Below are 24,312 nucleotides of genomic sequence, written 5' to 3' on the forward strand. Positions count from 1 at the left end.
CGGCGGCCCGCTGAGGCTGTTGGCGGCCGTCGGCGCGCTGCCGGCGCGCGAGCGGCGTGATCCCCCCGCGGGGTCACGCCGCTTGTGTGTCCAGCTCGAACCACACCGCCTTCCCGGCGTGACAGGGCCGCACCCCCCAGTCGTCGGCGAGCGCCTCCACCAGCATCAGCCCCCGGCCCGAGGTGGCGTGGTCGCCCGCCCGCCGCGCCGGGCGCGGGGCGGGCGGCTGCGCGAAGCCGTCGCGCACCTCGACCCGCAGCCTGCGCCGCGGGTGGGGGGAGAGCGTCGCGGTGACCACGGCGCCGCCCCGGGTGTGCTGCAGCGCGTTGGTGAGGAGTTCGGTAGCCAGCAGTTCCGTCGTATCCACCAGTGCCGGTACGCCCCACTGCCGCAGGCGCTCCCGAAGGAGCCTGCGGGTCTCGGCCACGGCGGGCAGATCCGCCCGCCGCACCGCGTACCGCAACCGGTGCCCCGTGATGTCCGTCTGCTTCCCCCGATCTGGTCCAAGCCGTATCCCCTGTGGTCAGTCATGCCCCAGTGGTGACACGTCCAGTCATCCGACCGTTTGACAGGGCCTTGACGACTTTGACGGAACCAGCCAACTGCCCTTCAAGGCGCGGCCATACGTCCGATGTATAGCGGTTTCCCGGCGACGAGAGCCCTTGACACTCCCCTTCCCTGCCGCCACTGTGTGGCCCACTCATCCCGTACGTCTCGTGGATGACGCCGCCTGTGTCGTGATAATCCCGTCGCCTCGGGAGGGGCCGTGTCCTCACCGCACCGTCTTGTCGGACGTCTCCGAATGGTCCGACCACCCAATGTGCTGGTTCTCGTCGCCGCGTCCACACTCGCGGCCGGCTTACTCGTTCCCGCCGTCTCGCAGCCGGCCGCCGCGGCCACCGCGACCACCGCGTGGCAGAACGGCGCCTTCCACGTTGACACCCCGAACGTGGTGCGCCGCTCCGACATCGTGCTCGGCCGGGCCAACACGCAGGCCGCGCAGTCCCTTCCGCTCGGCAACGGCTCGCTGGGCGTGGCCGCGTGGGCGGCCGGCGGCTTCACCGCCCAGCTCAACCGGGCCGACACCCTGCCCGGCCGCAAGTCGCCCGGTCAGGTGCAGATCCCCGGCCTCGGCAAGCTCACCGGCGCCGCCGACTTCAAAGGCAGCCTGGACCTCTACACAGGCGTGCTCAACGAGTCCGGCGGCGGCATGACGCTCAAGGCCTGGGTGTCGGCGACCAAGGACGAGCTGGTGGTGGACGTCACCGGCGCGGATCCGAACACGGCGCAGTCCGCCACCGTCGGTCTGTGGTCCGGGCGCAGCCCGCAGGCGGCCGCCTCCGGCGCGATCGGCACGCTCGCCGAGACCTGGGTGGACAACCAGGAGGCGGGCTCCTCGGGCCGCACCTTCGGCTCACTGGCCGCCCTGACGGCGGGCGGCCGCAATGTGACGGCCCAGGTGGTCAACAGCACCCAGGTGAAGGTGAACTTCACGCCGAACACCGACGGTTCGTTCCGGGTGGTCGTGGGCGCGCCCACCTGGACCGGCGGCAACGCCGGCAGCACCGCCTCCTCCCTGCTCGGCTCCGACGCCACCGCGGCGGAGTCCTCGCTGCTGTCCTCGCAGCAGTCCTGGTGGGCGAACTACTGGGCGAACAGCGGCCTGCTGGAGGCCAACTCCAGTGACGGCCAGGCAAGTTACGTGGAGTCGCTGCGGACGATCTACCTGTTCATGGAGGCCGCCTCGATGCGCGGCACCATCCCGGGCAGCCAGGCCGGGGTCGCCGACATGTTCAACTTCGGCCAGGACCAGCAGGCATGGACGCCCTCGGCGACCTGGCTGTGGAACCTGCGCACGCAGATCTCGGCCAACATGAGCAGCGGCAACTTCGCCCTGAACACCCCGATCTTCAACCTCTACCAGGACAACCTGGCGGCGATCGAGGCGTGGACGAAGCAGCAGATGGGCGGCCTGCCCGGCGCATGCGTGCCGGAGGTCATGCGCTTCAACGGCAACGGCGGCGACCCCGGCGCGGGCGCCAACGCGGCCTGCAGCGAGCCCGGCAGCCCCAACTGGAACGCCCTGGACATCACTTCGGGCGCCGAGATCAGCCTCTACGTCTGGCAGCAGTACCAGGACACCGGTGACCTGGACTTCCTGCGCCACTACTACCCGCTGATGCGCGACTCGGCGACCTTCCTGCTCGCCTACCAGAAGGTCGGCTCCGACGGGAAACTGCACGCGGTGGCCAACGCGCACGAGACGCAGTGGGCGGTGCAGGACCCGACCACCGACCTGGCCGCCGACGCCGCACTTTTCCCCGTGGTGGTGCAGGCCGCCCAGCTGCTCGGCACCGACACCTCGCTGCAGTCCCAACTGACCACGGCCGAGGGCCAGATACCGCCGTGGGCGCGCACCGACTACGGCCGCACCCAGGTGCTGGCGCCGTCGGCCGACTCCTCCAACAACGACATCATCGCGTACTCGTACCAGCCGACCGCGCAGATCAGGAACGGCGAGAACATCGACCTCGAACCGGTGTGGCCGTACGACCTGATCACCGACGACCCGGGGCCGCTGCACGACCTGGCGGTGCGCAGCTACAACCACCGGGCCTTCACCGGCGGCAACGACTGGAGCATGGACGCGATCGACGCGGCCCGGCTGGGCATGGCGAGCGAGGTCGCCGCGAAGCTGGTGTCGATCACGCAGAGCCACCAGGTGTACATCAACGGCCTCGCGGACCTGGGCAACACGGTCGGCACCGAGGGCTACATCGAGCAGATGTCGGGCGTCGCCACCGCGATGGACGAGGCGCTGGTGCAGGACTACGACGGCACCCTGCGGATCGCCCCCGCCTGGCCGAGCACCTGGGACGCCAGCGGCACGGTCTCGGTGCAGGGCAACACCAAGGTGGACGTCCAGGTCCAGGGCGGCACCCCGGTCACGGTCGCCATCCAGGCCGGCTCCACACGCACCATGAAGGTCCGCAACCCCTGGCCGGGGCAGGCGATCCAGGTGGTGAACGGCTCGGGCAGCGGCGTCGTGGTGTCCTCCACCACCGCGGCCACGATCAACGTGCCGGTCACCTCCGGCCAGTCCTACCTTGTGGAGCAGGTGGGCTCCCCCACCACCTCGCTGCCCTACGCGCAGGTCTCCGGCACCCCGGCGACGGCCGCCAAGCACCTGGGCAACGTGCAGATCGGCCTGGACGCGGGCAGCGGGACGACGCCCGGAAACGGTTCCGTGGTCTCGCTGCGGGCCCACGCCAACGGCGACTACGTCACCGCCGACAACGCAGGAGCCGCACCCCTCATCGCCAACCGCACCGCCATCGGCCCATGGGAACAGTTCGACCTCCTCGACGAAGGCGGCGGCTACATCGCCCTGCGCGCCCACGCCAACAACAAATACGTCACCGCCGACAACGCAGGAGCCGCACCCCTGCTCGCCAAAGTCGACGCCGTCGGCACCTGGGAACAATTCCAGCTCATCCACAACACCGACGGCAGCATCAGCCTCCAAGCCCGCATCAACAACGACTACGTCACCGCCGACAACGCAGGAGCCGACCCCCTCATCGCCAACCGCACCGCCATCGGCCCCTGGGAAGAATTCGACCTCATCACCGACTGACGAACCGACCGGCGGCCGGTGCTTCGCTCCTGACCGGCCGTCAGGTCATGCTCCTTGAACGACGGCGTGCCGCGTCCGTGGACTCCCCTACGGGCGTGGCACGTTGCGCAGGTTGGAGCGGGCCAGCTGGACCATCTTGCCGACGCCACCGTCCAGGACGGTGCGGCCCATCGACATCGCGAACCCGCCCACCTGCTCACCGGTGATCTTCGGCGGGATGGACAGCGCGTGCGGGTCGGTCACCACGTCCACCAGCGCCGGGCCCTTGTGGCGGAAGGCGTCCTTGAGCGCGTCGCGCAGCTGCTTGGGCTTTTCCACCCGCACCCCGTAGGCGCCCGCCGCCCGGGCCACGGCGGCGAAGTCGGGGTTGAGATTGCCGGTGCCGTAGGCGGGCAGCCCCTCGACCATCATCTCCAACTCAACCATGCCCAGCGAGGAGTTGTTGAAGAGCACCACCTTGACCGGCAGGTCGTACTGCACCAGCGTCAGGAAGTCGCCCATCAGCATGCTGAACCCGCCGTCGCCGGACATCGAGACGACCTGCCGCCGCCGGTCCAGGAACTGGGCGCCGATCGCCTGCGGCAGCGCGTTGGCCATCGAGCCGTGCGAGAACGAACCGATCACCCGCCGCTTCCCGTTGGGCGTCAGGTAGCGGGCGGCCCACACGTTGCACATCCCGGTGTCGACCGTGAACACCGCGTCGTCGTCGGCGACTTCGTCCAGCACGGAGGCGACGTACTCCGGGTGGATGGGCAGGTGCCGGTCCACCTTGCGGGTGTACGCCTTCACGACGCCCTCCAGCGCGTCGCTGTGCTTCTTCAGCATCCGGTCCAGGAACCGGCGGTCGGTCTTCTCCTTCACCCGCGGGGTCAGGCAGCGCAGTGTCTCGGCCACGTCGCCCCACACGGCCAGGTCCAGCTTCGAGCGCCGGCCCAGGTGTTCGGGCCGCACGTCCACCTGCACGACGGCCACGTCGTCGGGCAGGAAGGCGTTGTAGGGGAAGTCGGTACCGAGCAGCACCAGCAGGTCGCACTCGTGCATCGCCTCGTAGGCGGCGCCGTAGCCGAGCAGACCGCTCATGCCGACGTCGTAGCGGTTGTCGTACTGGATCCACTCCTTGCCGCGCAGGGCGTGTCCCACCGGGGACTTGACCCGTTCGGCGAAGGCCATCACCTCGTCGTGGGCGCCCGCGGTGCCGCTGCCGCAGAAGAGGGTGACCTTGCGGGCGCCGTCCACCAGGCGGGCCAGCGCGTCGATCTCGTCGTCGCCCGGGCGGACCGTGGGGCGGCGGGTGACCAGGGCGTGCTCCACGGTGCGCTGCGGCGCCGGGTGGGCGGCGATGTCGCCGGGCAGGGCGATCACCGACACCCCGCCGCGGCCCACGGCGTGCTGGATCGCGGTCTGCAGCACCCGCGGCATCTGCTGGGCGTTGGAGATCAACTCGCTGTAGTGGCTGCACTCCTGGAAGAGCCGGTCGGGGTGGGTCTCCTGGAAGAACGTGGTGCCGATCTCGCTGCTGGGGATGTGCGAGGCGAGCGCGAGCACCGGCGCCATCGAACGGTGGGCGTCGTACAGGCCGTTGATCAGGTGGAGGTTGCCCGGGCCGCAGGAGCCGGCGCAGGCCGCGAGCCGCCCGGTCAGCTGCGCCTCGGCGCCCGCCGCGAAGGCCGCCGTCTCCTCGTGCCGCACGTGCACCCATTCGAGTGAGCGGGTGCGGCGCACGGCGTCGACCACGGGGTTCAGGCTGTCGCCCACCACCCCGTACAGGCGCTGGACGCCCGCGCGCACCAGGATGTCCACGAACTGCTCGGCCACGGTCTGCTTCGCCATGCAGTCATCACCCCACGGATCGGGCGCCCCCGCATCCCGGCGGCACCCGTTCCGCGGGCGCGGCTCAGGCGTCCCAGACGGTCACCGCGGTGCGGTCGTCCGCGTAGCCCTTCACCCGCGTCTGGGTGTCGGCCAGATAGGCGGCCAGCCCCGGCACCCGGCCGCTGCCCCAGCGCTCGGCCAGGTGGGCGGCCAGCTGGGGCTCGCCCCGCAGCGGCTCGGCCAGGCCCGCGCTGCACATCAGCAGCGCGTCACCCGGTTGCGCGACCGAGGCGCGGAACCGGAAAGGCGCGGCCGGGTCCTCGGGCGGCACGTCCAGGTCCTGCCAGGCGCCGTCCCGGATGCGGAACAGGCCGCCGTCGCCGACGCCGAAGAAGAGCCGGATGCGGCACTGCGGGTCGGCCGGCAGCAGCAGGCAGCGCACCGACGCGGTGTAGGCGCCGTCGTCCAGGCCCAGGTCCTGGCCGCGGGCCCGCAGTCGCCCGTAGCAGCGGTCGGTCAGCCGGTGCAGGCCCGACTTCAGCGAGCCGCGGCGGGCCGCGCGCAGGTCGTCGGCGAGCCGGGCCCGGCTGCGGCCCACGGCGCCGGCGATCCAGCGCACGGCGTCCTGCGCGGCCCGGTGGGCGTCGTCCGAGCCGCGGGCGCCGCTCGCCATGGCCACCAGCAGCAGCGCGTCGTCGCCGGTGCCGAACCGCGCGGTCAGCAGGGCGTCGCGGCGCGGCTGGCCCCGGTAGCGCGCGGAGTCGCCGCGCAGGGCGACCGTCCGCAGCGTCATCGTCCCGTACGCGGCCCCGTCCAGGACGGTGTCGGGCACGAGCGCGTCCAGCGCGTCCGGGTCGGCCTCGGGCCAGGCGGTCGGCTCCGCCGCGTAGGTGGGCGCGCCGTCCCCGACGACCTCCACCTCCCCGATGTCCTCCCCCGCGGCCACCCACCCGGGCGGCAGCTCCGGCGCCCAGCGCACGGCGCCTTCGCCAAAGGCGGTCCGCTCGGCGGGCGTTGGGGGAACGGTCGGGGGAACGGCTCGGGCTTCGGGTTCGACGGGCGTGGGCGGCACCGCGGGGCAGGCGTCCGCGTCCGCCTCCCGCGCGGCGGCGGGTTCCGCACGTTCGAAGGGCCCGGCGGGCTGGAAAGCGCTGGGCAGCGGCGGCAGTTCGGCTCCAGCGGCGCGGGCCTCGATGTCAGATACCGGAGGCTCGCTCGCGGTGAACGGAGGCGGGCTCTTGCGAAGTGAGGGACTGTCCTCGCGGCTGGGTGCCGCCAGCCCGAACTCCGCTTGCGACCAGGAGGGTTCGGGGTCCACGAGCCCCGGCGGTGCCGGCTCCGGTTCCGCGGAGGCGGCCGGCTCGACGGGTACGCTGCCGCCGCCGGGCTCCGGGGCGCGAGCCGTGGGGAAGGGTGAGGCTTCGCCCCCGGGTCGGCCTTGCCCGGGCTCGGCGAACGTCCCCGGACTGTCGGGGAGTTCAGGGCCGGACTCCGCGGAGGGCGACCCGTGCGGCCGTACGGGCGGCACGTGCTGGACACTGCTGGGCCCCGCCTCAGCTATCCCCTCGGGGGCAGTCCCCTCTGCGGGGTCGGACGGCACCGCCGGCTCGGGGGCGCCCTCCGAGACGGGATACGGCTCCGAGGCGACCTCGCCCCAGACTTCAGGCGCAGGCGCGGCTGTCGGCGACTCTTCGGGCGCGGGTACGTGACCCGTCTCGGGCGTCGGCACGTCTTCCGGCGCGGGTACCTCGCCAGCCTCCGGAGTCGGCACCTCCAAAGGCCCGGGTGGTTGGTCTGATTCCGGCGTCCGCACCTGCTCGGGCGCGGGTCCCTGGCCTGCTTCGAGTGCCGACGCCTCTACAGCCCCGGGGGCTTCGTCCGTTTCCGGTGTCGGCACCTGCCCGTACGGCGCTACTTGGCCCGACTCGGGTGCCGGCGCCCCTTCAAGCCCCGGTGCCTGGCCGACCTCCGGCGTCAATTCCTGCCCGTACGCCGACGCGTGGCCCACCTCGGATGTCGGCGTCTCTACAGGCCCCGGTGCCTGGCCCGCCTCCGGCGCCGATACCCGCCCGTACGCCGATGCCTGGCCCACCTCGGATGTCGGCGTCTCTACAGGCCCCGGTGCCTGGCCCGCCTCCGGCGCCGATACCCGCCCGTACGCCGGTCCTTGGCCCGCCTCGGGTGCCGGCGCCTGCTCGCGCGCAGACTCCCGGCCCGTCTCCGGGCTCGGCGCCTCCACAGACCCACGCACCAGGTCGGCACCTGCCGTCGGCACCTGTTCGCGGCCAGGTGCTCGGTCCGCCTCCGGAATCGGCGCCTGCTCGCGGCCCGGTACTTGGCCTGCCTCCGGACTCGGCGCCCCTTCAAACCCGGGTGCTTGGCCTGTTGCGGGTGTCGGTCCCTCTTCCGGCTCGGGGCCTTGGCCCGTTTCCAGTGTCGGGGATGCCCCCTGCTCCGGCTGCGCCGCGGACTGTCCCGCGGGCTCGTACTCCTCGCTCGGATGCGGCACCGTCTCCCGGCCGTAGGCGAGGTCGGTGCGCGGGTCGCGCGGGGGGCGGGCGGGCGGTTCGGGGGCGACGGCGCCCCACTCCTCGGCGGATGGCGGCGCCGTGGGCTCCGCGGAACCCGTGGCCGCCGTCGGGCGCGGAGTGACCCAGGCATCCCAGGGCTGCGCGGGCGGCGGTTCCGGATGCCGTTCCTCGGTGAAGGCGGCACCGGCGGCTCCGAACGACCGTACGTCCTCGCTCTGTTGCTCGGGCGGCTCGGACGACTCGGGTAGCTCTGACGACACGGCCGGCTCCGGCGCCCGCGGAACGTCGACGGTCGGCACCACTAGCGTAGGGTCCTCGTCCTCGGCCGAGGAGGCACCGCGCTCGCCGACCCGCCCCTCGACCACGCGCTCCCCCAACGCCCCTTCGGAGGCAGCGGGTTCACGCCGACCCGGAACAGTTCCCCACCCGGAGCCGCCCTGCTCGCGCCACTCCCACGCGAGGCCGCTCCGGGGAATCCCCGTCCGGCCCCGCTGCTGCCTGAACGCCTCTTCGGTGCCGTCGCCGGACCGCAAATCGCCACGCCCCGAGGCGCCGGCTCCCTCGGAGGAGCCGGGCCCACCCTCCTCCGCGACGAACCCCTCGGCGGGCCCCACAGGTTCCGCCGGCCTCTGAGTCAACTCACCCCGAGGGAAACCCTGTTCGGCCTCACCGGCAACCGGCTGCCCAGTACCTCGCCCGAACACCCCATCGGGTGGCCGCTGATCGACCGGCCCCCTTGTTTCCCGCTCCTCAGGAGCCGGCGAACCCTGCTCCCGCCCGAACACCCCTTCCGACGCAGCCTGTTCACCTTGCTCCCGTGGCGGCTCGGCACCTCCCGTATCCGGAAACGTCGGCTCCGCGTTCCACACGTCGAAAGGCAACGGCGGTGTGGGCAGGGCGAAGGGCACCGCGTCCTGCGGCTCGGGCTCCGGCCTCGGCGCAGGCGAACCGGCAGCCGCACCCGTAGTCGAGCCCGCAGTCGAACCGGCGGCCGTGTCCGAGGGACCGAAAGGCCACGCCTCGTCCTCCGAAGCGGCGGGAGCCGGCGCGTCCAGGGGCGCCCCGAAGGTGGGCGCGGCGGACCACGGGTCCCACGCGGACTGCTCCGGTGTGGCCGAATCCGGCCGTCCCGCGGGCGGGTTGGGCGGCTCGGGCGGGGGCGGCGGTGTCGGCGGGCGGGTCGGCCGGGGCCAGGAGGGCGGCGCCGGGGGCGGCGTGGGCCGGCGCAGCCGCATCGTCTCGGAGCGGGGCGGAGGCGGCGGAGTGATCGCCCCGACGGCGGAGTCGAAGTGCGCGTCGAGCGAGTCGGACCGGGTGGGCGCGGACGCCGCGGCGGCGGCCTCCTCGTCGTACAACTGCCGCCACCAGTCGTCCTCTTGGCTGCCGCGTTCGTGGCCCTGCTGGCTCATGCCCTTATTGTCCACCGCCGCGCGGCCGGGGAAACGCGAAACGCCGGGGCGGCCCCTCCCCCCACGGCGGGGGCCGCCCCGGTGGTCACCAGGCGCATGTGCCATGCGCGTATGTTCGTCGGTGCGATGCGGATCACAGTGGCAGAGGCCGGGCGGCGGAGGAGAGGATGGTCCGGGGCGGAAAGCCGCCGTGGCTCATTTCCGCCACCCGCACGGCACGTTGAGGAGCGACCTTGCTCGGCGCGATCGGTCTGGACGACGCACAGGAGACGGCGTACCGCGCCCTTGTCGCGCTCGGCGCCGCCGACCTCACCGAACTCGCCCGCCGGCTGGCCCTTCCCGAGGACGAGGTGGCCCGGCTGCTGCGCCGGCTGGAGGGCCACGGGCTGGTCGCGCAGTCCTCCGCACGGCCGGACCGCTGGGTGGTGGCCCCGCCCGCCGTCGCGCTGTCGGCGCTGCTGACCAGCCGCCGTTACGAGCTGGAGCGGGCCGAACTGGCCGCCGCCGTGCTCGCCGCGGAGTTCCGTACCCAGGCCGCGGAGCCGCCCGTGCACGACCTGGTCGAGGTCGTGACCGGCGCCGGCGCGGTGGCCCGCCGCTTCCTGCAATTGCAGTTCGGCGCCGAGCGCGAGGTGTGCGCGCTGGTCACCGACCGTCCCGTGGCGATCACGGGAATGGAGAACGACGCCGAGCAGGAGGCCGCCGCCCGCGGGGTGCGCTACCGGGTCGTCCTGGAGCGGGCGGTGGTCACCGCGCCCAGCGGCATGGCCGAGCTGGCCGCGGCGCTCGGCCGCGACGAGGAGGTCCGCGTGGTGGACCGGGTGCCGACCAAGCTGGTGGTCGCCGACGGCACGCTGGCGATGGTGCCGCTGGGCCGCCGCGCGGAGCCCGCGGCGCTCGTGGTCCACGTCAGCGGCCTGCTGGAGGCCCTGATGGGGCTCTTCGAGAGTGTCTGGCAGCAGGCGATGCCGCTGCGGATGGACGAGCGCGGCTCGGTCACCGAGGAGCCGACTCAGGGCCCGGACGCCACGGACCTGGCGATCCTCTCGCTGCTGCTGGCCGGTCTCACCGACGTCTCGGCCGCCAAGCAGCTCGATCTCGGCCTGCGCACCGTCCAGCGCCGGGTCAAGCGGCTGATGGAGATCGCGGGCGTGACGACGCGGCTCCAGCTGGGGTGGCACGCGTACGAGCGCGGCTGGGTCGCCCGCGGCGGCTCCTGACCTCGGCGTACGTGGAACAGGGCGGTACGCGAACGGGGGGCGTCGCACCTGGGCGGAGCCTGATCCCGGCTGCTCCCGCCGGACGGTACGGGCACGGGGCGGAGCCCGACGCGGCGGCACCTGAGCAGCCCGGCTCCCTCCCCGGCGGCCCAGGGCTCCCACGCGACCTGCCCGCCGCCCTCGGCCGTCCCGCCTCGCGCGCCCGGCCCGCGGCTACCGGCACCGCCCGTGCCCCGGCCCGGCCAGGCGAGCCGGGGCGCGATCGTGTAACACCGCGCCCCCGGGCGCGCCGTCGGACGGCGGACACGCCGCGCTTCGGGCAGGGTGGCTCCCATGGGGACCGCACAGGTGTGCCTGATCGGCGCGGTGATGCTGCTGGGTCTGGTCTGCGTGCCTGCGCCGGGCGTTCCCGGCACCCTGCTCTGCTGGGGCGCCGTGCTGTGGTGGGCCACCAGCGAGCACACCAGCCTGACCTGGGGCGTCCTCGCGGGCGCGACCGGGCTGCTGGCCGTCACGCAGGTGGTGCTGTGGCTGATGCCGAACCGCCGCATCCGCGACTCCGGCGTCGACTGGCGCACGGTGATGACCGCGGCCGGCGTCGGCATCGCGGGGCTTCTTCCTGCTGCCGGTCCTCGGCGGCCCGCTCGGCTTCAGCGGCACCCTCTACGTCAAGGAGCGCAGGCGTCTGGGCAGCCACCGCTCGGCGTGGGCGGCCACCCGGCGGGCCATGCGCGAGGTGGGCGCCTCGGTGCTGGTGGAGCTGATGGCCTGCCTGCTGGTGACGGCGGCATGGGTGTGGGCGGTCGTCACCGGCTGAGGTTCCAGCTGATGATCTTGTACGGGCGGATGCGGATCAGCTCCTCGCTCAGGTGCGCCCCGTAGCCGTGCGGGCCGACCACCTGCTCGGCGGTGCCGCGGATCTCCACCCCGCGGGCGGTGCGCGCGTCGCCGAGCCGGGCCATGTCGTCCACGACCAGGGAGACGTGCGGGTTCGCCGCGATGTTGCGCCACTTCTTCGTCGTGCCCATGGCGAAGCCGGCGATGTCGACGGTGCCGTCCTCGCGCAGGTGGTAGCCGACCGGGTTCGCCTGCGGGCGGCCGTGGGCGTCCACCGTGGCGAGCCGTCCGAGGTGGGGTTCGCGCAGGTAGGCGAGTTCGTCGGCGGTCAGTTCGGTACGTGCGGCGGAAGTCGTCATGTCTCCACTCTCGCCGCCGCAGCCGTGGCGCGCATCGGCCGGCGGTCCCGCCGCGCCCGGTCCCGAGGTCGTAGGGCCGCCCGGCGCGTTCCGCCCGCCCCGCCCTTCCGTTCCGCCATGGGGAGGACAGGCGCCGCGGAACACCGCCGGTACCGGCCTTGGCATACTCAGAGAGCGCTCTCACAAGTGGCCCGCGACCGGATACGCTGTGGATGAGAAAACAGTCCGCAGATTTCTGTTATCCGCGTACGAAGGAGCCCTCCGTTGTCCGACCCGAGCTTCGCGCCCCGTCCCACACTGGAGGACATCGCCGCGCGGGCCGGGGTGTCGCGGGCCACCGCCTCCCGCGTAGTCAACGGCAGCGAGGGCGTCCGGGCGCCGCTGGCCGAGCGGGTCAGGCAGGCCGTGGACGAGCTGGGCTACGTACCGAACCAGGCCGCCCGCGCCCTGGTCACCCGGCGCAACGACGCCATCGCGGTGGTCGTCGCCGAGCCCGAGACGCGGTTCTTCGCCGACCCCTTCTTCGCCCAGCAGGTGCGCGGCATCAGCCGGGAGCTGACCGCGCACGACAACCAGCTGGTGCTGCTGCTCACCGAGGGCGCCGCGGACTACCAGCGGGTGGGCCGCTACCTGGCCGGCGGGCACGTGGACGGCGCGCTGATCTTCTCCCTGCACGACGACGACACGCTGCCCGCGCTGGCCCGCCGCGCCGGGGTGCCCACCGTGATAGGGGGCCGCCCGGCCTGGTCGGACAGCGAGACGCTCTACGTCGACTGCGACAACCGCGGCGGCGCCCGCGACGCCGTGCACCACCTCCTCGGGCTCGGCCGGCGCCGGATCGGCCACATCGCCGGCCCGCTCGACCAGACCGCCTCCGTCGACCGGCTGGACGGCTTCCGGGACGTCCTGCCGGACGCCGACCCGGAGTTGATCGTGATGGGCGACTTCACACCGGACGGCGGCGCCCGCGCGATGGCGCAACTCCTCGACCACTGCCCCGACGTGGACGGCGTGTTCGCCGCCTCCGACGTCATGGCCTCGGGCGCGCTGCGACTGCTGCGCCAACGCGGCCTGCGGGTGCCGGAGGACGTGGCGGTGGTGGGCTTCGACGACATCGTCTCGGTCGCCGAGTGGACGGACCCGCCGCTGACGACGATCCGCCAGGACATCGAGGAGATGGGCCGGATGATGGCCCGGCTGCTGCTGCGCCGGATCGACCCGCCGGAGGCCGGCGCGGCTCTTGCCCCCAGCACGGGTGCGGTGCTGGCGGGTTCGGAGGACGCGTCGGTGCCGCTGTCGCCGATCGTGACGCGCACGAAGCTGGTGGTCCGCGCATCGGCGTAAGGAGGGGCGGCGCCCCGGCAAACCGTGGGGTCAACGCCACGCGGTCTTCCGCGTACAGGAGTGGGCGGGCCTGTTGCTCGCCGCGGTCCTCGGTTCGTTCGGTCGTCATGTCGGAGCCGGCTTCCCACTGCTGCGGGGAGGAAGTGTTGGGTGCCGGGCGGCGTGGCGGGCCCTGCGAAGTGGACCCTGCGGGGTGGGCCGTTGGCATGGCGTTGGGCCGGAGTGACTGTCATACCGGCACAGGGGGCAATTCCTGGCGGTCGGCGGTGGATTGAGAACGGCGGGCTACGGGAAAGTCACGGTTGCGCAGCGAAAAGTGATGGAGCGGTGAAGGCCGCGCGGATGCGAGGAGGTCACGGTATGGCCTACAGCGTGATTCTCGGGATCGTGATCGTGGCGCTGGTCGTCGCGGGCGTGATCGGCTCGTTCTGGAGTGCGGGCAGCCCGATCGCGGTCAAGCGGCGGGACGGGCGGCGTGGCGGCACCGGGTGAGGTGACCGGTGCCGCCCCGGCCGACGCGGGGCCGGGCCCGCGCCGCCGTGCCCGGCTCGGGGCGGGCACGACGGTCGCGTGGGCCGGCTCCTGCGAACTGCCGTCAGCAGACGGTCAGTACACGCGGTCGTGGCGGTGCCCGCCGCCGCCCCCGCGCTTGCGCTGGTACATCTCACGGCCGGCCGCCGAGCGCTGCTTCCACTCCCTGCGCAGCTCCGCGCGCAGCCGCTGATCGCTGCGCGAGGCGATCCAGGCGTTCTCGCGCTGCAGCTTGCGGTAGCTCTCCAGTCGGCGCACCGGCAGTGTGCCGTCCTCGATCGCGGCCAGCACCACGCAGCCGGGCTCGGAGACGTGGGAGCAGTCCTGGAAGCGGCAGTCGGCGGCCAACTCCTCAATTTCTGCGAAGACTTGGCCGAGCCCGGCCGCGGCGTCCCACAGGCCGACCCCGCGCAGCCCCGGGGTGTCGATGAGCACTCCGCCGTCGGGCAGCGGCAGCATGTCGCGGGTGGTCGTGGTGTGCCGCCCCTTGCCGTCGGCGTCCCGGGTGGCCTGCACCTCCTGGGCGGTGGTGCCGGTCAGCGCGTTGGTGAGGGTGGACTTGCCCGCGCCGGACTGCCCGAGCAACGCGGAACTGGCACCCCGCAACTTCGCCGCCAACTCCTCGACGCCCTCGCCGGTTTCGGCGCTGACGACGTACATCCCCACGCCGGGCGCGGTGGCCTCGGCGTCGGCGAGCAGATGGCTGGTGTCGGGCACGAGGTCGGCCTTGGTGAGCACGACAACGGGCTCGGCCCCGCTCTCCCAGGCCAGGGAGACGAAGCGTTCCAGGCGGCCCAGGTCCAGTTCGGCGGCGAGCGAGACGCACACCACCGCGTAGTCCAGGTTCGCGGCCAGCACCTGGCCCTCCGAGCGCTTGGACGAGGTCGAACGCACCACCGCGGACCGCCGCGGCAGCAGCGCGCGCACATAGCGGGGATCGCCCTCGGCATCCACCGCGGCCCAGTCCCCCGTGCACACCACCTTCATCGGATCGCGAGGCACGACGAACTCGGTGTCCGCCCGCACGGCGCCGACCGGTGTGACCAGGTCGCACATCCCCCGATCCACCCGCACCACCCGCCCGGGCACCAACCCGGCCTCGGCGTACGGGGCGAACTCCGCCTCCCACACGTCGTCCCACCCATAGGGCACGAGAGCGCGCGAAGAGGCGTCACGAAAAGAGAAAGACAAGGGAGAACCCTTCGAACAGGGCAGCCCCCGGCGCACCACGCACTCAGGTACGCGGCAACAAAAGGAAGTGAGGTCAGCCGGAGACCACGGAGGTGAACTGCACGATCTGCTGAATGCGGGCAGCGCCCATCGCAACGACAGCCATCGGTCCACACCTCCTCGCCCGGCTACGACCCAGCCGGTTCCCATCGACCAACACCCCGCACCGTAGCCCCTCTGCCCCAGGCCCGCCACCGATTATTCGAGCTGCCTCTTTGCCGTCGTGGCGCGGGCATCTGGGCGGCCGGGCGCGGTCGCGACTACTGCGTCGTGGTGACATTCAGCGGCCTCGCGGCGACAGGGTGCGTGACCCGGCTACCGTGGTCGGCTTCTGGGACCGGTCGAGGAGGGATCGCTGTGGGGGTGCGTTTGTCGGGCGGTTTGGGGCCGCTGCGGGTTTCGGTGCCGCTGACACCACGCAGACGTCGCCGGGGTGGCGGCGGAGGCGCCAGCGCGCTGGCAGGACTGTTCAAGGGCACCGGCCTGCTCATGTGGTGGATGCTCGTGTACTGCTGCTACTGGCCGATGCGGCTGGTGTACTGGGAGCTGCCGCGGTGGATCTGGCGAGAGGTTCAACGCCGACGCGCGGCGCAGCCGGCCCCGTCAGGACCGGGCTCGCAGGCCGGTTTGTGAGACGGTAAGGGGACGAGGGCACAGCGGCCCGCGTGGCTGCGGCGCCCTCGCCACGTCGGCTCGCGGCGCGGGCGCGAACTCGCGCCAACAGACAACCCCTCCACCCTGAGCGATCTCCTGAGACCCGGGCTGGACTGAGCCCGGGCGGCGCGACCCAGAGGCCATCCTCCACCGCATCGCCCACACCCTCTGCGCACCGGCGGTTCTGCCCGTCGCACCACACCCCAGCCGTCGCCGCCGCCACGCGGCCGGGGTGTTCCCACGTGGCGCGGCACCGCCTCGTTCGGATCAGCGGTGCGCCGACGTTCCTACGAAGGCGAACCACGCGATATGGGTCTCTGCCGAGGGGATGAGGAAGATGTCGTGGGTGCCCGTGATCCGCACCCGGTTGCCGCCGAGAACACGTGGTGGACGACGTTGCCGCCCTAAGTCGTGGCCTGACCCGAACGCCCCGCCGTGCTAGCGGTGTTCGGGGTTGTCCGCGTCGCGGTGGCATCCGGCGTCCCAGGCACTGCGCTGATTGCCGTAGGCGGGGATGCCGCCCGCGTCCTTCAGCATCCGGGCGAGGTGGAGGAGGTTCCACGTCATGAAGGCGGTGTTGCGCTGGGTGAATTCGTTGTCCGGGCCGCCCGAACCGGGGTCCAGGTAGGACGGTCCGGGGCCCGCGGCGCCGATCCAGCCGGCGTCCGCCTGCGGCGGGATCACGTACCCCAAGTGCTGGAGGCTGTAGAGGATGTCCATGGCGCAGTGCTTGATGCCGTCCTCGTTGCCGGTGATCAGGCAGCCGCCGACCCGCCCGTAATAGGCGTACTGGCCTGCCTCGTTGAGCAGACTGGAGCAGGCGTAGAGCCGCTCGATGACCTTCTTGGTCACCGAGGCGTTGTCGCCGAGCCAGATCGGACCGGCCAGGACCAGGATGTCGGCGGCCATGACCTGCTCGTACAGCGCGGGCCAGGCGTCGCTCGGCCAGCCGTGCTCGGTCATGTCGGGCCAGACACCGGTGGCGATGTCGAGGTCGACGGCCCGCACCACGTCCACGTCCACGCCCTGCTCCGCCATGATCCGGACGCTGCGGTCCACCAGCCCCTGGGTGTGGCTGCGTTCGGGTGACCTCTTGAGCGTGCAGTTGACGAACAGCGCACGCAGGTCGTCGTAACGGGCCGGCGGCGCGTCGGCGGCGGCAGGCGTCGTGGCCACGGGTTCCTCCTGGGGTCGGCGCGGTATGGGCGGCGTGCCCATCCTGGAGGCCGCCCGCACGCAACCCCTCGTGGCGGCACGGCTCACCGACGGCCGACCACCCCGACAGCCCAACCCCGCCCGGTGAGCAGACGAAGGGCGGACGGAGGGCGGACCCATGACGGCCGACGGAGGTCCTCGCTCCGCGACGCGCGCGATCCACCCCCGCGACGCGCGCGATCCAGCACGCGATCCACCGGCTGCCTCCGCCCGACGGGGCTGGGGAGGGACCCTCGTCCCCGCGACCCGCGGGACCCTCACCTCGCGGGCCACCGAGCCGAACTGCCACGCCCGTCCGCGCCGCGAGCCGCGCCGCGCCCCGTCCGCACCGCGGCCCATCCACACCCGCGCACCCCCGAGCCGCGAGCTACGCCCCCGGCTCCAGCGCGGCCAGCACCGCCGCGATGTGCCGGCTGGTGGAGTCCGCGTGCCAGACCGCCCAAGTCCGCCGGATGATCGGATCGTCGACCAGCGGATACCAGCCCAGCTCGTCGGGCAAGGGCGGGCCCCACCCCGGTGCCGCCAGTCCGAACGCGGTCCCGGCCGCGACCGCGGCCAGCTTGACCTCGGGCGTCACCGGCCGGGAATCACTGCGGTCGACGACAGCGGTGACGCCGTGCCCGCGCAGGATCGCGCTGACCTGGTCGTGCCAGGCCGGCGTCTCGCTCCGGGAGAACCCCACCCACTCGAGTCGGGCGAGACGGTGCAGCGGGACCTTCCCACCGGTCTCCACCTCCGCGGCGACGCTCCTGGCGAGGATCGCGCCCATCGTCTCGTGGACGACGAGCACCGCGTCGTAGGCGGGATCGCCGGGCAGGTCCCGGGTCAACGCGATGTCGAGATCCCCCGCGGCCAGGGCCGCGAGCTGCGCGGCGCTGGAGTCGTGCCTGAGCACGACCTTCAGCTCCGGCCGCTCCAGGGCCAGCCGCGCGAGGGTGCGCGGGAGCACGTCGCTGGGGAACTCCAGCGGCACGCCGAGTCGGACGAGCCCCGGGGCCCGCCGGCCCTGACCGGTCACGAGGGAGACGGCCCGGTCGTGCTGCTCGATGAGCAGCCGCGCCTCCCTGGCCAGCAGCTCACCCTGCGGCGTCGCCCGCGACCCGGCGTGATCACGGACCAGCAGGGCGGTTCCCAGCTGGCGCTCCAGCGACTGCACTGTCTGGGAGATCGCCGACTGGCTCACGTGCAGCCGTCGCGCGGCGGCCGACAGGCCGCCCTCCTCGAGCACTGCCACGAAGGCGCGCAGCTCACGAATCTCCACCCGGCCATTGTCGGCCACGGCGGACGGGTCCACGGCCGCGCGCCGCGTTCGGGGCCCGCAGATCAGGCCATCGCCAGGGCTTATGGCCGCCACCAGCAGGCCGAGGCACCGGATCGCAATAGGCGCCGGCGCGGTGCCGTTCTGGATCAGCGGGAGCAGCCGACAGAAGCACGGGAGGCCGCGCCTGCGGTCCTCCGGCCCCGTCCCCGCGGGCCCCTCGCTCCGGCATCCGGACCGGACACCGACCGTCCAAGAGCCCAAAAGCCCAACAGAAGGAACAGTCCAGTGAACGCATCACTCTCCGGCGCGACCGCGCTGGTCACCGGCGGCAACAGCGGCATCGGCCGCGCCACCGCCCTCGGTCTTGCCGCCCGCGGCGCCCACGTCGTGCTCTCGGGCCGCGACGAGGCCCGCGGCGAGGAGGTCGTCCGGGCGATCCGGGCCGACGGCGGCACAGCGGACTTCGTTCGGGCCTCGCTGCTCGACGAGGCGAGCGCCCGCGACCTGGCCCGGCGCGCCGTCGAGCTGGGCGGGGGCCACGTGGACATCCTGGTCAACAACGCCGGCGTCTTCCCCTTCGGCCCGACCCACGAGACGAGCGAGGACGACTTCGACTCCGTCTACGGCGTCAACGTCAAGGTCCCCTTCTTCCTCGTCGCCGAACTCGCACCGGCGATGGCGGCCCGCGGCAAGGGCGCGATCGTCAACGTCACCACGATGGTCGCCGAGTACGGCCAGGCGGGGATGGCGCTCTACGGCTCGAGCAAGGCGGCGCTCGTCCTGCTGACCAAGGCGTGGGCCGCGGAGTACGGGCCGGCGGGCGTACGGGTCAACGCCGTCAGCCCCGGCCCCACCCGCACCGAGGGAACCGCCGCCATGGGCGAGGCCCTCGACCAGCTCGCCGCCACCACCCCGCACGGCAAGCCGGGCCTGCCCGAGGACATCGCGGCCGCCATCGTGTACCTCGCCGGCGACGAGGCGAAGTTCGTCCACGGCGCCCTGCTCCCCGTCGACGGCGGCCGCATCGCCGTCTGACCCACCCCGAGCTCCCGAGGGGCGGTGCGCATCCGATGCCGGCCCACCGCCCCTCGCTCTCCACGGCGCACCCCGGTCCGGTGCCGGCGATGTCAGTGGGTGCCCGTACCTTTGCGGCCGAGCGACCGGATCAGACCTCGGCCGGGAAGGGGGAGTGGGACGTGGAGTCGGTCGGGGACGCGCGGCTGGCGGCCGGGGCGGAGGCCGCCTGGTATCTCGATACGGCTTTCACGCCCGGGAAGCAGCTGGGGACGGTGTACGACGATCCCTCGACGCCCGTCATGGTCACGGGTGTCGAGGAGGTGACCACCATGCGCGTCCCCAGCGGCCGCCTCGTCGTGGACGCGCCGTGGCACGACGACGAGATCGACGAGTACGAGCGGGGGCTGCCGACGAGGCCGCCGCGGGAGCTGGCGGTGAGGATCCCGCCGGGCACCTACCCGGTGGAGATGGCGTGGACGGCCGGGCCGTACGAGTTCTTCGGGGAGCAGTTCGACGGCGTCGCGTGTGCCGCGACCCGCTTGCGCATCAGCGACGAGCCCGTGGCCTGCTGGGAGATGGCCTTGGGCGTCGGCGAGGACATCGACCGGCTTCCGCCGGGCGAGCAGCCCCGCTTCTTCTCCGATGCCAATGTGGGCTGCTTCGCCGACGCCGGCGCGTGGCCGGCCCTGGCCGCGCCGTTCCGCACGTTCACCGACGGTGTGCCGGCCCCGCGTGACTCCGAGGAGCTGTCCGATGGCTGCGAGCGGATCGGCGACGAGACGCACCGGGCCGACCTGGTCACCTTCACCGCGGAATCGGGCGGCATCGTCTGGCTGGGCCGCAGCGAGGCCGGCGAGGTGGCCGTGATCGCCGTCACCAGCGGCATGCCGGGCGCCAAGGCCTGACCTGCCGCCGCCCCGGCCCGGCACCGTACGTCCGATCATCGGCCTGGCGGCTGCGGCCCGGGTATCGGACGCACGGCGGTGCGCGCGGTGCACTGCGGCCAGGAGACGGTCAGGACGCGCCCTTCGGGGTCTTGTCCGCCTTCCGGGCCTTGGCGATCAGCCGCTGCTCCTCCGCCGTGAACTGGTCGAGCAGTTTGGTCAGCCTGCTCATGCGGCCGTGGAAGTCGGTGCCCCACTTGTCGGCCGCGCTGCCGACCCAGGTCCCGGTCATCATCTGGTTCACCTTTGCGACGGCGGACCTGATGTTGCCCTCGGCGGTCTTCACCGCGGCCATGTCCTTCGTGCAGTCGTCCACGTCACTCATGCGTGCTCCTCAGGAATTCGTCCGGTGCCGGCGCGGCTCTCACTTGCCTGCCGCGTTGAGGGCGAGGGCGGGATCTGCGGGCTTGCGGGACACCAGGCTGCCGAAGAGCAGGAGGCGCTTGCCGGTCTGGGCGATGTACGCCCGCGATCCGCAGGTGTTCGACAGGGCGGGGTACTGCTTGCCGGCTGTGCAGGCGTGGCCGTCCTCCGGGAACACCGCCGGGACGGTGGCGTGGCCGTCCCGCACGTAGACGACGGGCGTCGAGGAGTGGGGAGGGTCCTGGTTCAGGGTGTAGAAGCCCCCGGCGCCGGCGGGCGCCAGTTGCACCATCGACAGTGAGGCGATCGGCGTGCCGGTGCCGGGCACCGTACCGGAGAGGTGCACGTGTTCGGGGGCCTTGCCGACCGGGATCACCACGATGTCCGAGAGGTCCGCGCCGGTGACGATGTACACCGTTCCCGCCGGATCCACCACGGCGCCGGCGAAGATCTTCTCCGCCTGGTGGTAAAGGCGGGTGAAGCGGCCGGCCTTCAGCGACCACAGGTCACCGCCCTCACTGACGATGAGCGAACCGTCCGGGCGTTCGCCGATCGGCAGCGCGTCGCTGGAGGTCGGCGGGATGGCCAGCGTACTGTCGCTACCGTCCTTGTCGGTCACGGGCAGGGTGGCGGTCTTCGTGCCGGAGTCGTCCTTGGAGACGCCGAAGACGACGGAGCCGTCGGAGCGGACCACCATGGACGTGGGACCCACCCGGTGGTCGACCTGCACGTACCTGCTGACGACGCCCTGCGGGGTCATCCGGATCACGTCGGGATGGTAGCCACTGTTCCAATCCAGCATGTACACATCCCCCGACCCGTCGGAGCTCACCAGCATGTCGCCGGCCGTGACGACCTCGTTCAGGTCGTACGTGTCGCTCAGCGTGCCGAGATCGAAGGCGGCGACCTTCCCGGCGGCGGGCGTCGGCAGACCGGCGTGGCCGCCCTTGTGACCGCCGCCCGAGCACCCGGCCAGCAACACGACCGCGGCCGCTGCCGACGCCAGGTACCGCTTGGTCCATGGCCTTGCGCTAGTTGCCATCAAGTGATCCCTCGTACGTCCTGAAGCCGCTGCCCAGATGCGCCATGACGGCGTCGGTCGTGGAAAAGATGCCGCGACCGCTGAACCAGCCGGTGAAGTCGGTGTTCTGCCACGCGTCCGGAGAGACGGTCTGTGTCTTGGGGTCGTACCACGACCGGCCGGTGGGGGCCGGTATCTTCCCCGACCGTATGAGGCCCTGGGCCACTGCCGGCGCGTACGACTTCTCGACGTCCTCGGCGTTCTTCGAGTTGGCGACCTGCTGCGCGGCGGCGTTGCCGGTGGAGAAGGGGTCGGTGGTCGGGGCCTTGACCGACCTGCCCCAGGTGACGAGCGTCTGCGAGTATTTGAAGCCCTTGGTGACCACCTTGCTGGTGACGCCTGTGGGCAGGGTGGTAGCGCTGAACAGGACACCGGCGGTGTTCAGGACGGCCAGGTTGAACTTGTGCTGCTCGTCCAGTTACTGGGCCGCGCTGTAGCTGATGGCGTTCTTGGCCTTGGTGAACAGCCCGATCATGTTGCCCAGGTTGCTGACGTCCAGGCGGGAATCGGCGGCGTCGCTGAGCTGAGCGTGCATCGCGGTGTCGAACATCGCGGCCGCGCTCGGGTCGTTCCGCGTGAACAGCTCCATCACCGACTGCAGGTCGTCGTGCGGGAGGACCAGGTCGTGTTCCAAGGTCGCGTACCCACCCGCCTGCGGACCGGCGATCTTGGATGAGGCCCCGAGTTGGTCGGCCCAGGTGGCGGTGATGCCGGCCAGGGCCACAGCGGTGCTCTGCGGGTAGGTGGGGTAGGCGAGTTGCTCCTTCTGGGAGCGGCTGCCGAAGGTGGTGTTCTCCTTCGCCGCGGCGGCCAGGATGTTGTACGCGGCCTGGCCGGACTGGTCGGCGAAGGCAGGACCGCGGTCACTGGCGGCCAGGGCGAGAACCCGGCCGATGGGTTCGGAGTCGTCCACGGTGCCGGTCCTGCCCGTGGTCTGCCAGTTGTACTCCACCAGGTCGGCGGCGTACCGCCTGCTGGCGGCGGTGTCCTGGCCGAGCAGATCGCGGGAGCCCTGCGCGTTGTCACCGAGCTTGTCCAGGACGGCGAGGACGGGGTCGTTGGCGCGGATGGCAGCCGCGGCCTGCTCCGCACCGGGCTCGGAGCCGACAGCGCGGAGACCGAGGTCGTCGAACCACGCCTTGCCGTCGCCGTAGTACCCGGGGAAGGCGCCGTTGCCGGGGAACATCTCGTAATCCGGCCGCATGGCGCCCTGCTTCTCGCGCCAGTCCAGCATGCCGCCGCTGATGCCGGAGAGCACCTGGGCGTTCCACTTGTCGCCCGGGGGCCCGTACTTCAGCAGCATGCCGATCGACCAGGCGTCGTCGTCGGTCGGGTGGGTGAGCGGGGCCAGGTAGTCCGGCGCGGGGTGAGGGTAGTCGCCCTTCACCGCGAGATCGGTCAGCTTCTGGGCGGCCTGCCCGAACTGCGCGAGCGCGGCTATGGACTCCTTGCTGAGCAGGGCGTTCTCGTGTGTGCCGTCCTCGGCGTGCAGCGCGCCGGCGGCCCCGGCGATGTCCTTGATGCCGCCGTTGACCATGAAGGCCGTCATGTACGCGGTGTCCTCCTGGTGGTCGGCCAGCGACTGGGCCACGTCCAGGATGATCCGGCGGGAGTCGGGGGCCTTGGGGTCGGCGAGCGCCTTGCTCAGCTCGTTCGCCTCCTGCTGGGCCTCCTTGGCCGGGTCGATGTCCTTGGTGTCCCAGGGGATCTGGTACATGTCGCCGTTGATGCCGCACAGGTACGGTCGGCCGGCGCCGTCGAGCAGGTTCATCGCCTCGTCGGCCCGCAGCGCCATGTCGTGGGCGTCGTCGGCGACCTGCTGGGCCTGCTGCGCGATCACGCTCAGGTCCAGGGAGCCGCCCCAGCGTCCGAAGTTCGTCCGGATCGTTCCGCCGTCCGACGTCAGCGCCGCGGCCAAGTCCTTGAGCCGGTTGGCCAGTTGCCGTACGCGCTGCGGGTCCACCCCCGCGAAATCCGTCATCGTCCCCCCATACATGGCACGAATCGCACACGCACAAGGTGGTTCACCTGGTGCACGCGTGTTCGGTGGGTCCCACGATACGTGGGCGCGACTCGCGGTAGTCGGACGCATCGGCACCTGTGACGCATCCGATACACAGCCCCGGCGGGCCCTGGGGCGCGCGGCACTGACGGCCCTGACGGCCCGCCGCGGGGATCGCACCGTAGCCGTTCCGAGAGCATGGGCAGAGCCGTGTCACCGGACCGTGCGGGCAACTGAATACAAGCCTGTGTCCCCGACTCCCCCTGGGCGCGGTGTCGTTGGGGCATGATGGGCGCCGTGGACGGTGATTGGAATCGGCTCGGAAAAGCACTGGCCGCGTGCCGCAACAGCAGAGGGCTCAGCCAGACGGACTTCGGCAGGATGGCCGGCATCTCACGGACCACCGTCCAGGGGATCGAGCGCGGCAAGCCCATGAAGCGGCTGACGTCCGCGCTGCGCCGCTACGCCGCCGGGGTCGGCTGGCCCGACGGAGCCCTCGAAGACGTCCTCGCCGGCCGGGAGTTCACCCCGCGCCCGCGCGGCGACGTCCGCTCGGCGAGCCCCAACGGCCTGCCGCTGCGGGTCGCCCACGCCATCGCCGAGGGCAAGGTGCTGGACACCCGCATCATCGCGCTGACCCCGCACGCGGACGCGGTGATCCTCGTGATGGCCAAACCGGCCGCCACCAACACCCAAATGCGCACGGCCCTGGCCACGTGGTCCCACCACGAACCCGCCGTCCTCGGAGCCCTCACCGGCACGGACCCCCGACCCCCCGGCAGCGAGACCCAGGTGAAGCCGGAGGGGCTTTCGGAGAGCCCGGACGAGAGCGCGTAGCCCACCGGCGCGGCTTCGCCGAAGTCCG

The 24,312-nt window shown here is 72.5% G+C and carries 19 protein-coding genes and 1 pseudogene; 9 read left to right on the plus strand and 11 right to left on the minus strand.

The window, feature by feature from the left end:
• Nucleotides 1–73: 73 nt before the first annotated feature.
• Nucleotides 74–451, minus strand: coding sequence for an ATP-binding protein (locus tag BLR33_RS22650; RefSeq protein WP_322987185.1), 378 nt, complete (start codon nucleotides 449–451; stop codon nucleotides 74–76).
• 351 nt (nucleotides 452–802) lie between these two features.
• Between BLR33_RS22650 and BLR33_RS22655 the strand changes: the two genes are divergently transcribed.
• Nucleotides 803–3,637: a fascin domain-containing protein gene (locus BLR33_RS22655; RefSeq protein ID WP_143031736.1), complete on the plus strand. Its 2,835-nt coding sequence runs from the start codon at nucleotides 803–805 to the stop codon at nucleotides 3,635–3,637.
• Between the two features lie 87 nt (nucleotides 3,638–3,724).
• On the opposite strand, the gene BLR33_RS22660 is transcribed toward BLR33_RS22655, so the two are convergent.
• Complete coding sequence (locus tag BLR33_RS22660; RefSeq protein WP_093786399.1) at nucleotides 3,725–5,467, minus strand: pyruvate dehydrogenase; 1,743 nt, start codon at nucleotides 5,465–5,467, stop codon at nucleotides 3,725–3,727.
• A gap of 64 nt (nucleotides 5,468–5,531) precedes the next feature.
• Nucleotides 5,532–6,428 (minus strand): protein phosphatase 2C domain-containing protein, encoded by an 897-nt coding sequence (locus BLR33_RS36240; RefSeq protein ID WP_407639712.1) that lies wholly within the window; start codon nucleotides 6,426–6,428, stop codon nucleotides 5,532–5,534.
• A gap of 3,194 nt (nucleotides 6,429–9,622) precedes the next feature.
• Between BLR33_RS36240 and BLR33_RS22670 the strand changes: the two genes are divergently transcribed.
• From BLR33_RS22670 to BLR33_RS36990, 3 genes and pseudogenes are all read left to right on the plus strand, one after another.
• Nucleotides 9,623–10,609: a helix-turn-helix domain-containing protein gene (locus BLR33_RS22670; protein WP_093786400.1), complete on the plus strand. Its 987-nt coding sequence runs from the start codon at nucleotides 9,623–9,625 to the stop codon at nucleotides 10,607–10,609.
• Nucleotides 10,610–10,978: 369 nt separating this feature from the next.
• A pseudogene (locus BLR33_RS36985) lies at nucleotides 10,979–11,152 on the plus strand (DUF456 family protein); the annotation flags it as partial.
• 79 nt (nucleotides 11,153–11,231) lie between these two features.
• Nucleotides 11,232–11,426, plus strand: coding sequence for a DUF456 family protein (locus BLR33_RS36990; RefSeq protein WP_322987186.1), 195 nt, complete (start codon nucleotides 11,232–11,234; stop codon nucleotides 11,424–11,426).
• Here the strand turns inward: BLR33_RS36990 and BLR33_RS22680 are convergent.
• Nucleotides 11,416–11,805: a PPOX class F420-dependent oxidoreductase gene (locus BLR33_RS22680; RefSeq protein ID WP_093786401.1), complete on the minus strand. Its 390-nt coding sequence runs from the start codon at nucleotides 11,803–11,805 to the stop codon at nucleotides 11,416–11,418. The genes BLR33_RS36990 and BLR33_RS22680 overlap by 11 nt on opposite strands.
• A gap of 264 nt (nucleotides 11,806–12,069) precedes the next feature.
• Between BLR33_RS22680 and BLR33_RS22685 the strand changes: the two genes are divergently transcribed.
• Together BLR33_RS22685 and BLR33_RS36755 are read left to right on the plus strand one after the other, a co-directional pair.
• Nucleotides 12,070–13,149, plus strand: coding sequence for a LacI family DNA-binding transcriptional regulator (locus tag BLR33_RS22685; protein ID WP_093786402.1), 1,080 nt, complete (start codon nucleotides 12,070–12,072; stop codon nucleotides 13,147–13,149).
• 360 nt (nucleotides 13,150–13,509) lie between these two features.
• Nucleotides 13,510–13,641 (plus strand): hypothetical protein, encoded by a 132-nt coding sequence (locus BLR33_RS36755; protein ID WP_265737043.1) that lies wholly within the window; start codon nucleotides 13,510–13,512, stop codon nucleotides 13,639–13,641.
• Between the two features lie 114 nt (nucleotides 13,642–13,755).
• On the opposite strand, the gene rsgA is transcribed toward BLR33_RS36755, so the two are convergent.
• The 3 genes from rsgA to BLR33_RS22700 form a co-directional block, all read right to left on the minus strand.
• A complete protein-coding gene (rsgA, locus tag BLR33_RS22690) occupies nucleotides 13,756–14,832 on the minus strand; it encodes a ribosome small subunit-dependent GTPase A (protein ID WP_245771593.1) in 1,077 nt (358 codons plus the stop codon).
• A gap of 1,170 nt (nucleotides 14,833–16,002) precedes the next feature.
• Nucleotides 16,003–16,740: a flavodoxin family protein gene (locus BLR33_RS22695; RefSeq protein ID WP_093786404.1), complete on the minus strand. Its 738-nt coding sequence runs from the start codon at nucleotides 16,738–16,740 to the stop codon at nucleotides 16,003–16,005.
• A 406-nt stretch (nucleotides 16,741–17,146) separates the two neighbouring features.
• Nucleotides 17,147–18,040 carry a LysR family transcriptional regulator gene (locus tag BLR33_RS22700; RefSeq protein WP_176930387.1) on the minus strand — a complete coding sequence of 298 codons (894 nt, stop codon included), beginning with the start codon at nucleotides 18,038–18,040 and terminating at the stop codon, nucleotides 17,147–17,149.
• Nucleotides 18,041–18,325: 285 nt separating this feature from the next.
• Between BLR33_RS22700 and BLR33_RS22705 the strand changes: the two genes are divergently transcribed.
• Nucleotides 18,326–19,075, plus strand: coding sequence for an SDR family NAD(P)-dependent oxidoreductase (locus BLR33_RS22705; protein ID WP_093786406.1), 750 nt, complete (start codon nucleotides 18,326–18,328; stop codon nucleotides 19,073–19,075).
• Between the two features lie 161 nt (nucleotides 19,076–19,236).
• Entirely contained in the window at nucleotides 19,237–19,962 is a 726-nt protein-coding gene (locus tag BLR33_RS22710) for a DUF4241 domain-containing protein (protein ID WP_176930388.1), read from the plus strand.
• Nucleotides 19,963–20,071: 109 nt separating this feature from the next.
• Here the strand turns inward: BLR33_RS22710 and BLR33_RS22715 are convergent, their stop codons facing one another.
• The 4 genes from BLR33_RS22715 to BLR33_RS22730 all read right to left on the minus strand — a co-directional run bounded on the left by BLR33_RS22715 (nucleotide 20,072) and on the right by BLR33_RS22730 (nucleotide 23,426).
• Complete coding sequence (locus BLR33_RS22715) at nucleotides 20,072–20,326, minus strand: hypothetical protein (protein ID WP_093786408.1); 255 nt, start codon at nucleotides 20,324–20,326, stop codon at nucleotides 20,072–20,074.
• Between the two features lie 39 nt (nucleotides 20,327–20,365).
• Nucleotides 20,366–21,406 carry a hypothetical protein gene (locus BLR33_RS22720; RefSeq protein ID WP_143031737.1) on the minus strand — a complete coding sequence of 347 codons (1,041 nt, stop codon included), beginning with the start codon at nucleotides 21,404–21,406 and terminating at the stop codon, nucleotides 20,366–20,368.
• Nucleotides 21,396–21,770 (minus strand): hypothetical protein, encoded by a 375-nt coding sequence (locus tag BLR33_RS22725; RefSeq protein WP_093786410.1) that lies wholly within the window; start codon nucleotides 21,768–21,770, stop codon nucleotides 21,396–21,398. Before BLR33_RS22725 ends, BLR33_RS22720 begins: the two co-directional genes overlap by 11 nt.
• Nucleotides 21,771–21,863: 93 nt before the next feature.
• On the minus strand, nucleotides 21,864–23,426 hold the full coding sequence (locus BLR33_RS22730; RefSeq protein WP_143031738.1) for a hypothetical protein: 1,563 nt from the start codon (nucleotides 23,424–23,426) through the stop codon (nucleotides 21,864–21,866).
• Nucleotides 23,427–23,744: 318 nt separating this feature from the next.
• Between BLR33_RS22730 and BLR33_RS22735 the strand changes: the two genes are divergently transcribed.
• Complete coding sequence (locus BLR33_RS22735; RefSeq protein ID WP_176930390.1) at nucleotides 23,745–24,284, plus strand: helix-turn-helix transcriptional regulator; 540 nt, start codon at nucleotides 23,745–23,747, stop codon at nucleotides 24,282–24,284.
• Nucleotides 24,285–24,312: the final 28 nt, after the last annotated feature.

This window comes from Actinacidiphila guanduensis, from assembly GCF_900103985.1.
GTDB lineage: Bacteria > Actinomycetota > Actinomycetes > Streptomycetales > Streptomycetaceae > Actinacidiphila > Actinacidiphila guanduensis.

Bases quoted from the DNA above. Each gene is read 5' to 3' on its own strand.
- BLR33_RS22730 (WP_143031738.1), bottom strand. From the start codon at position 23,426: ATGACGGATTTCGCGGGGGTGGACCCGCAGCGCGTACGGCAACTGGCC.
- BLR33_RS22660 (WP_093786399.1), bottom strand. From the start codon at position 5,467: ATGGCGAAGCAGACCGTGGCCGAGCAGTTCGTGGACATCCTGGTGCGC.
- BLR33_RS22715 (WP_093786408.1), bottom strand. From the start codon at position 20,326: ATGAGTGACGTGGACGACTGCACGAAGGACATGGCCGCGGTGAAGACC.
- BLR33_RS36755 (WP_265737043.1), top strand. From the start codon at position 13,510: ATGGCCTACAGCGTGATTCTCGGGATCGTGATCGTGGCGCTGGTCGTC.
- BLR33_RS22680 (WP_093786401.1), bottom strand. From the start codon at position 11,805: ATGACGACTTCCGCCGCACGTACCGAACTGACCGCCGACGAACTCGCC.
- BLR33_RS22655 (WP_143031736.1), top strand. From the start codon at position 803: ATGGTCCGACCACCCAATGTGCTGGTTCTCGTCGCCGCGTCCACACTC.
- BLR33_RS22720 (WP_143031737.1), bottom strand. From the start codon at position 21,406: ATGGCAACTAGCGCAAGGCCATGGACCAAGCGGTACCTGGCGTCGGCA.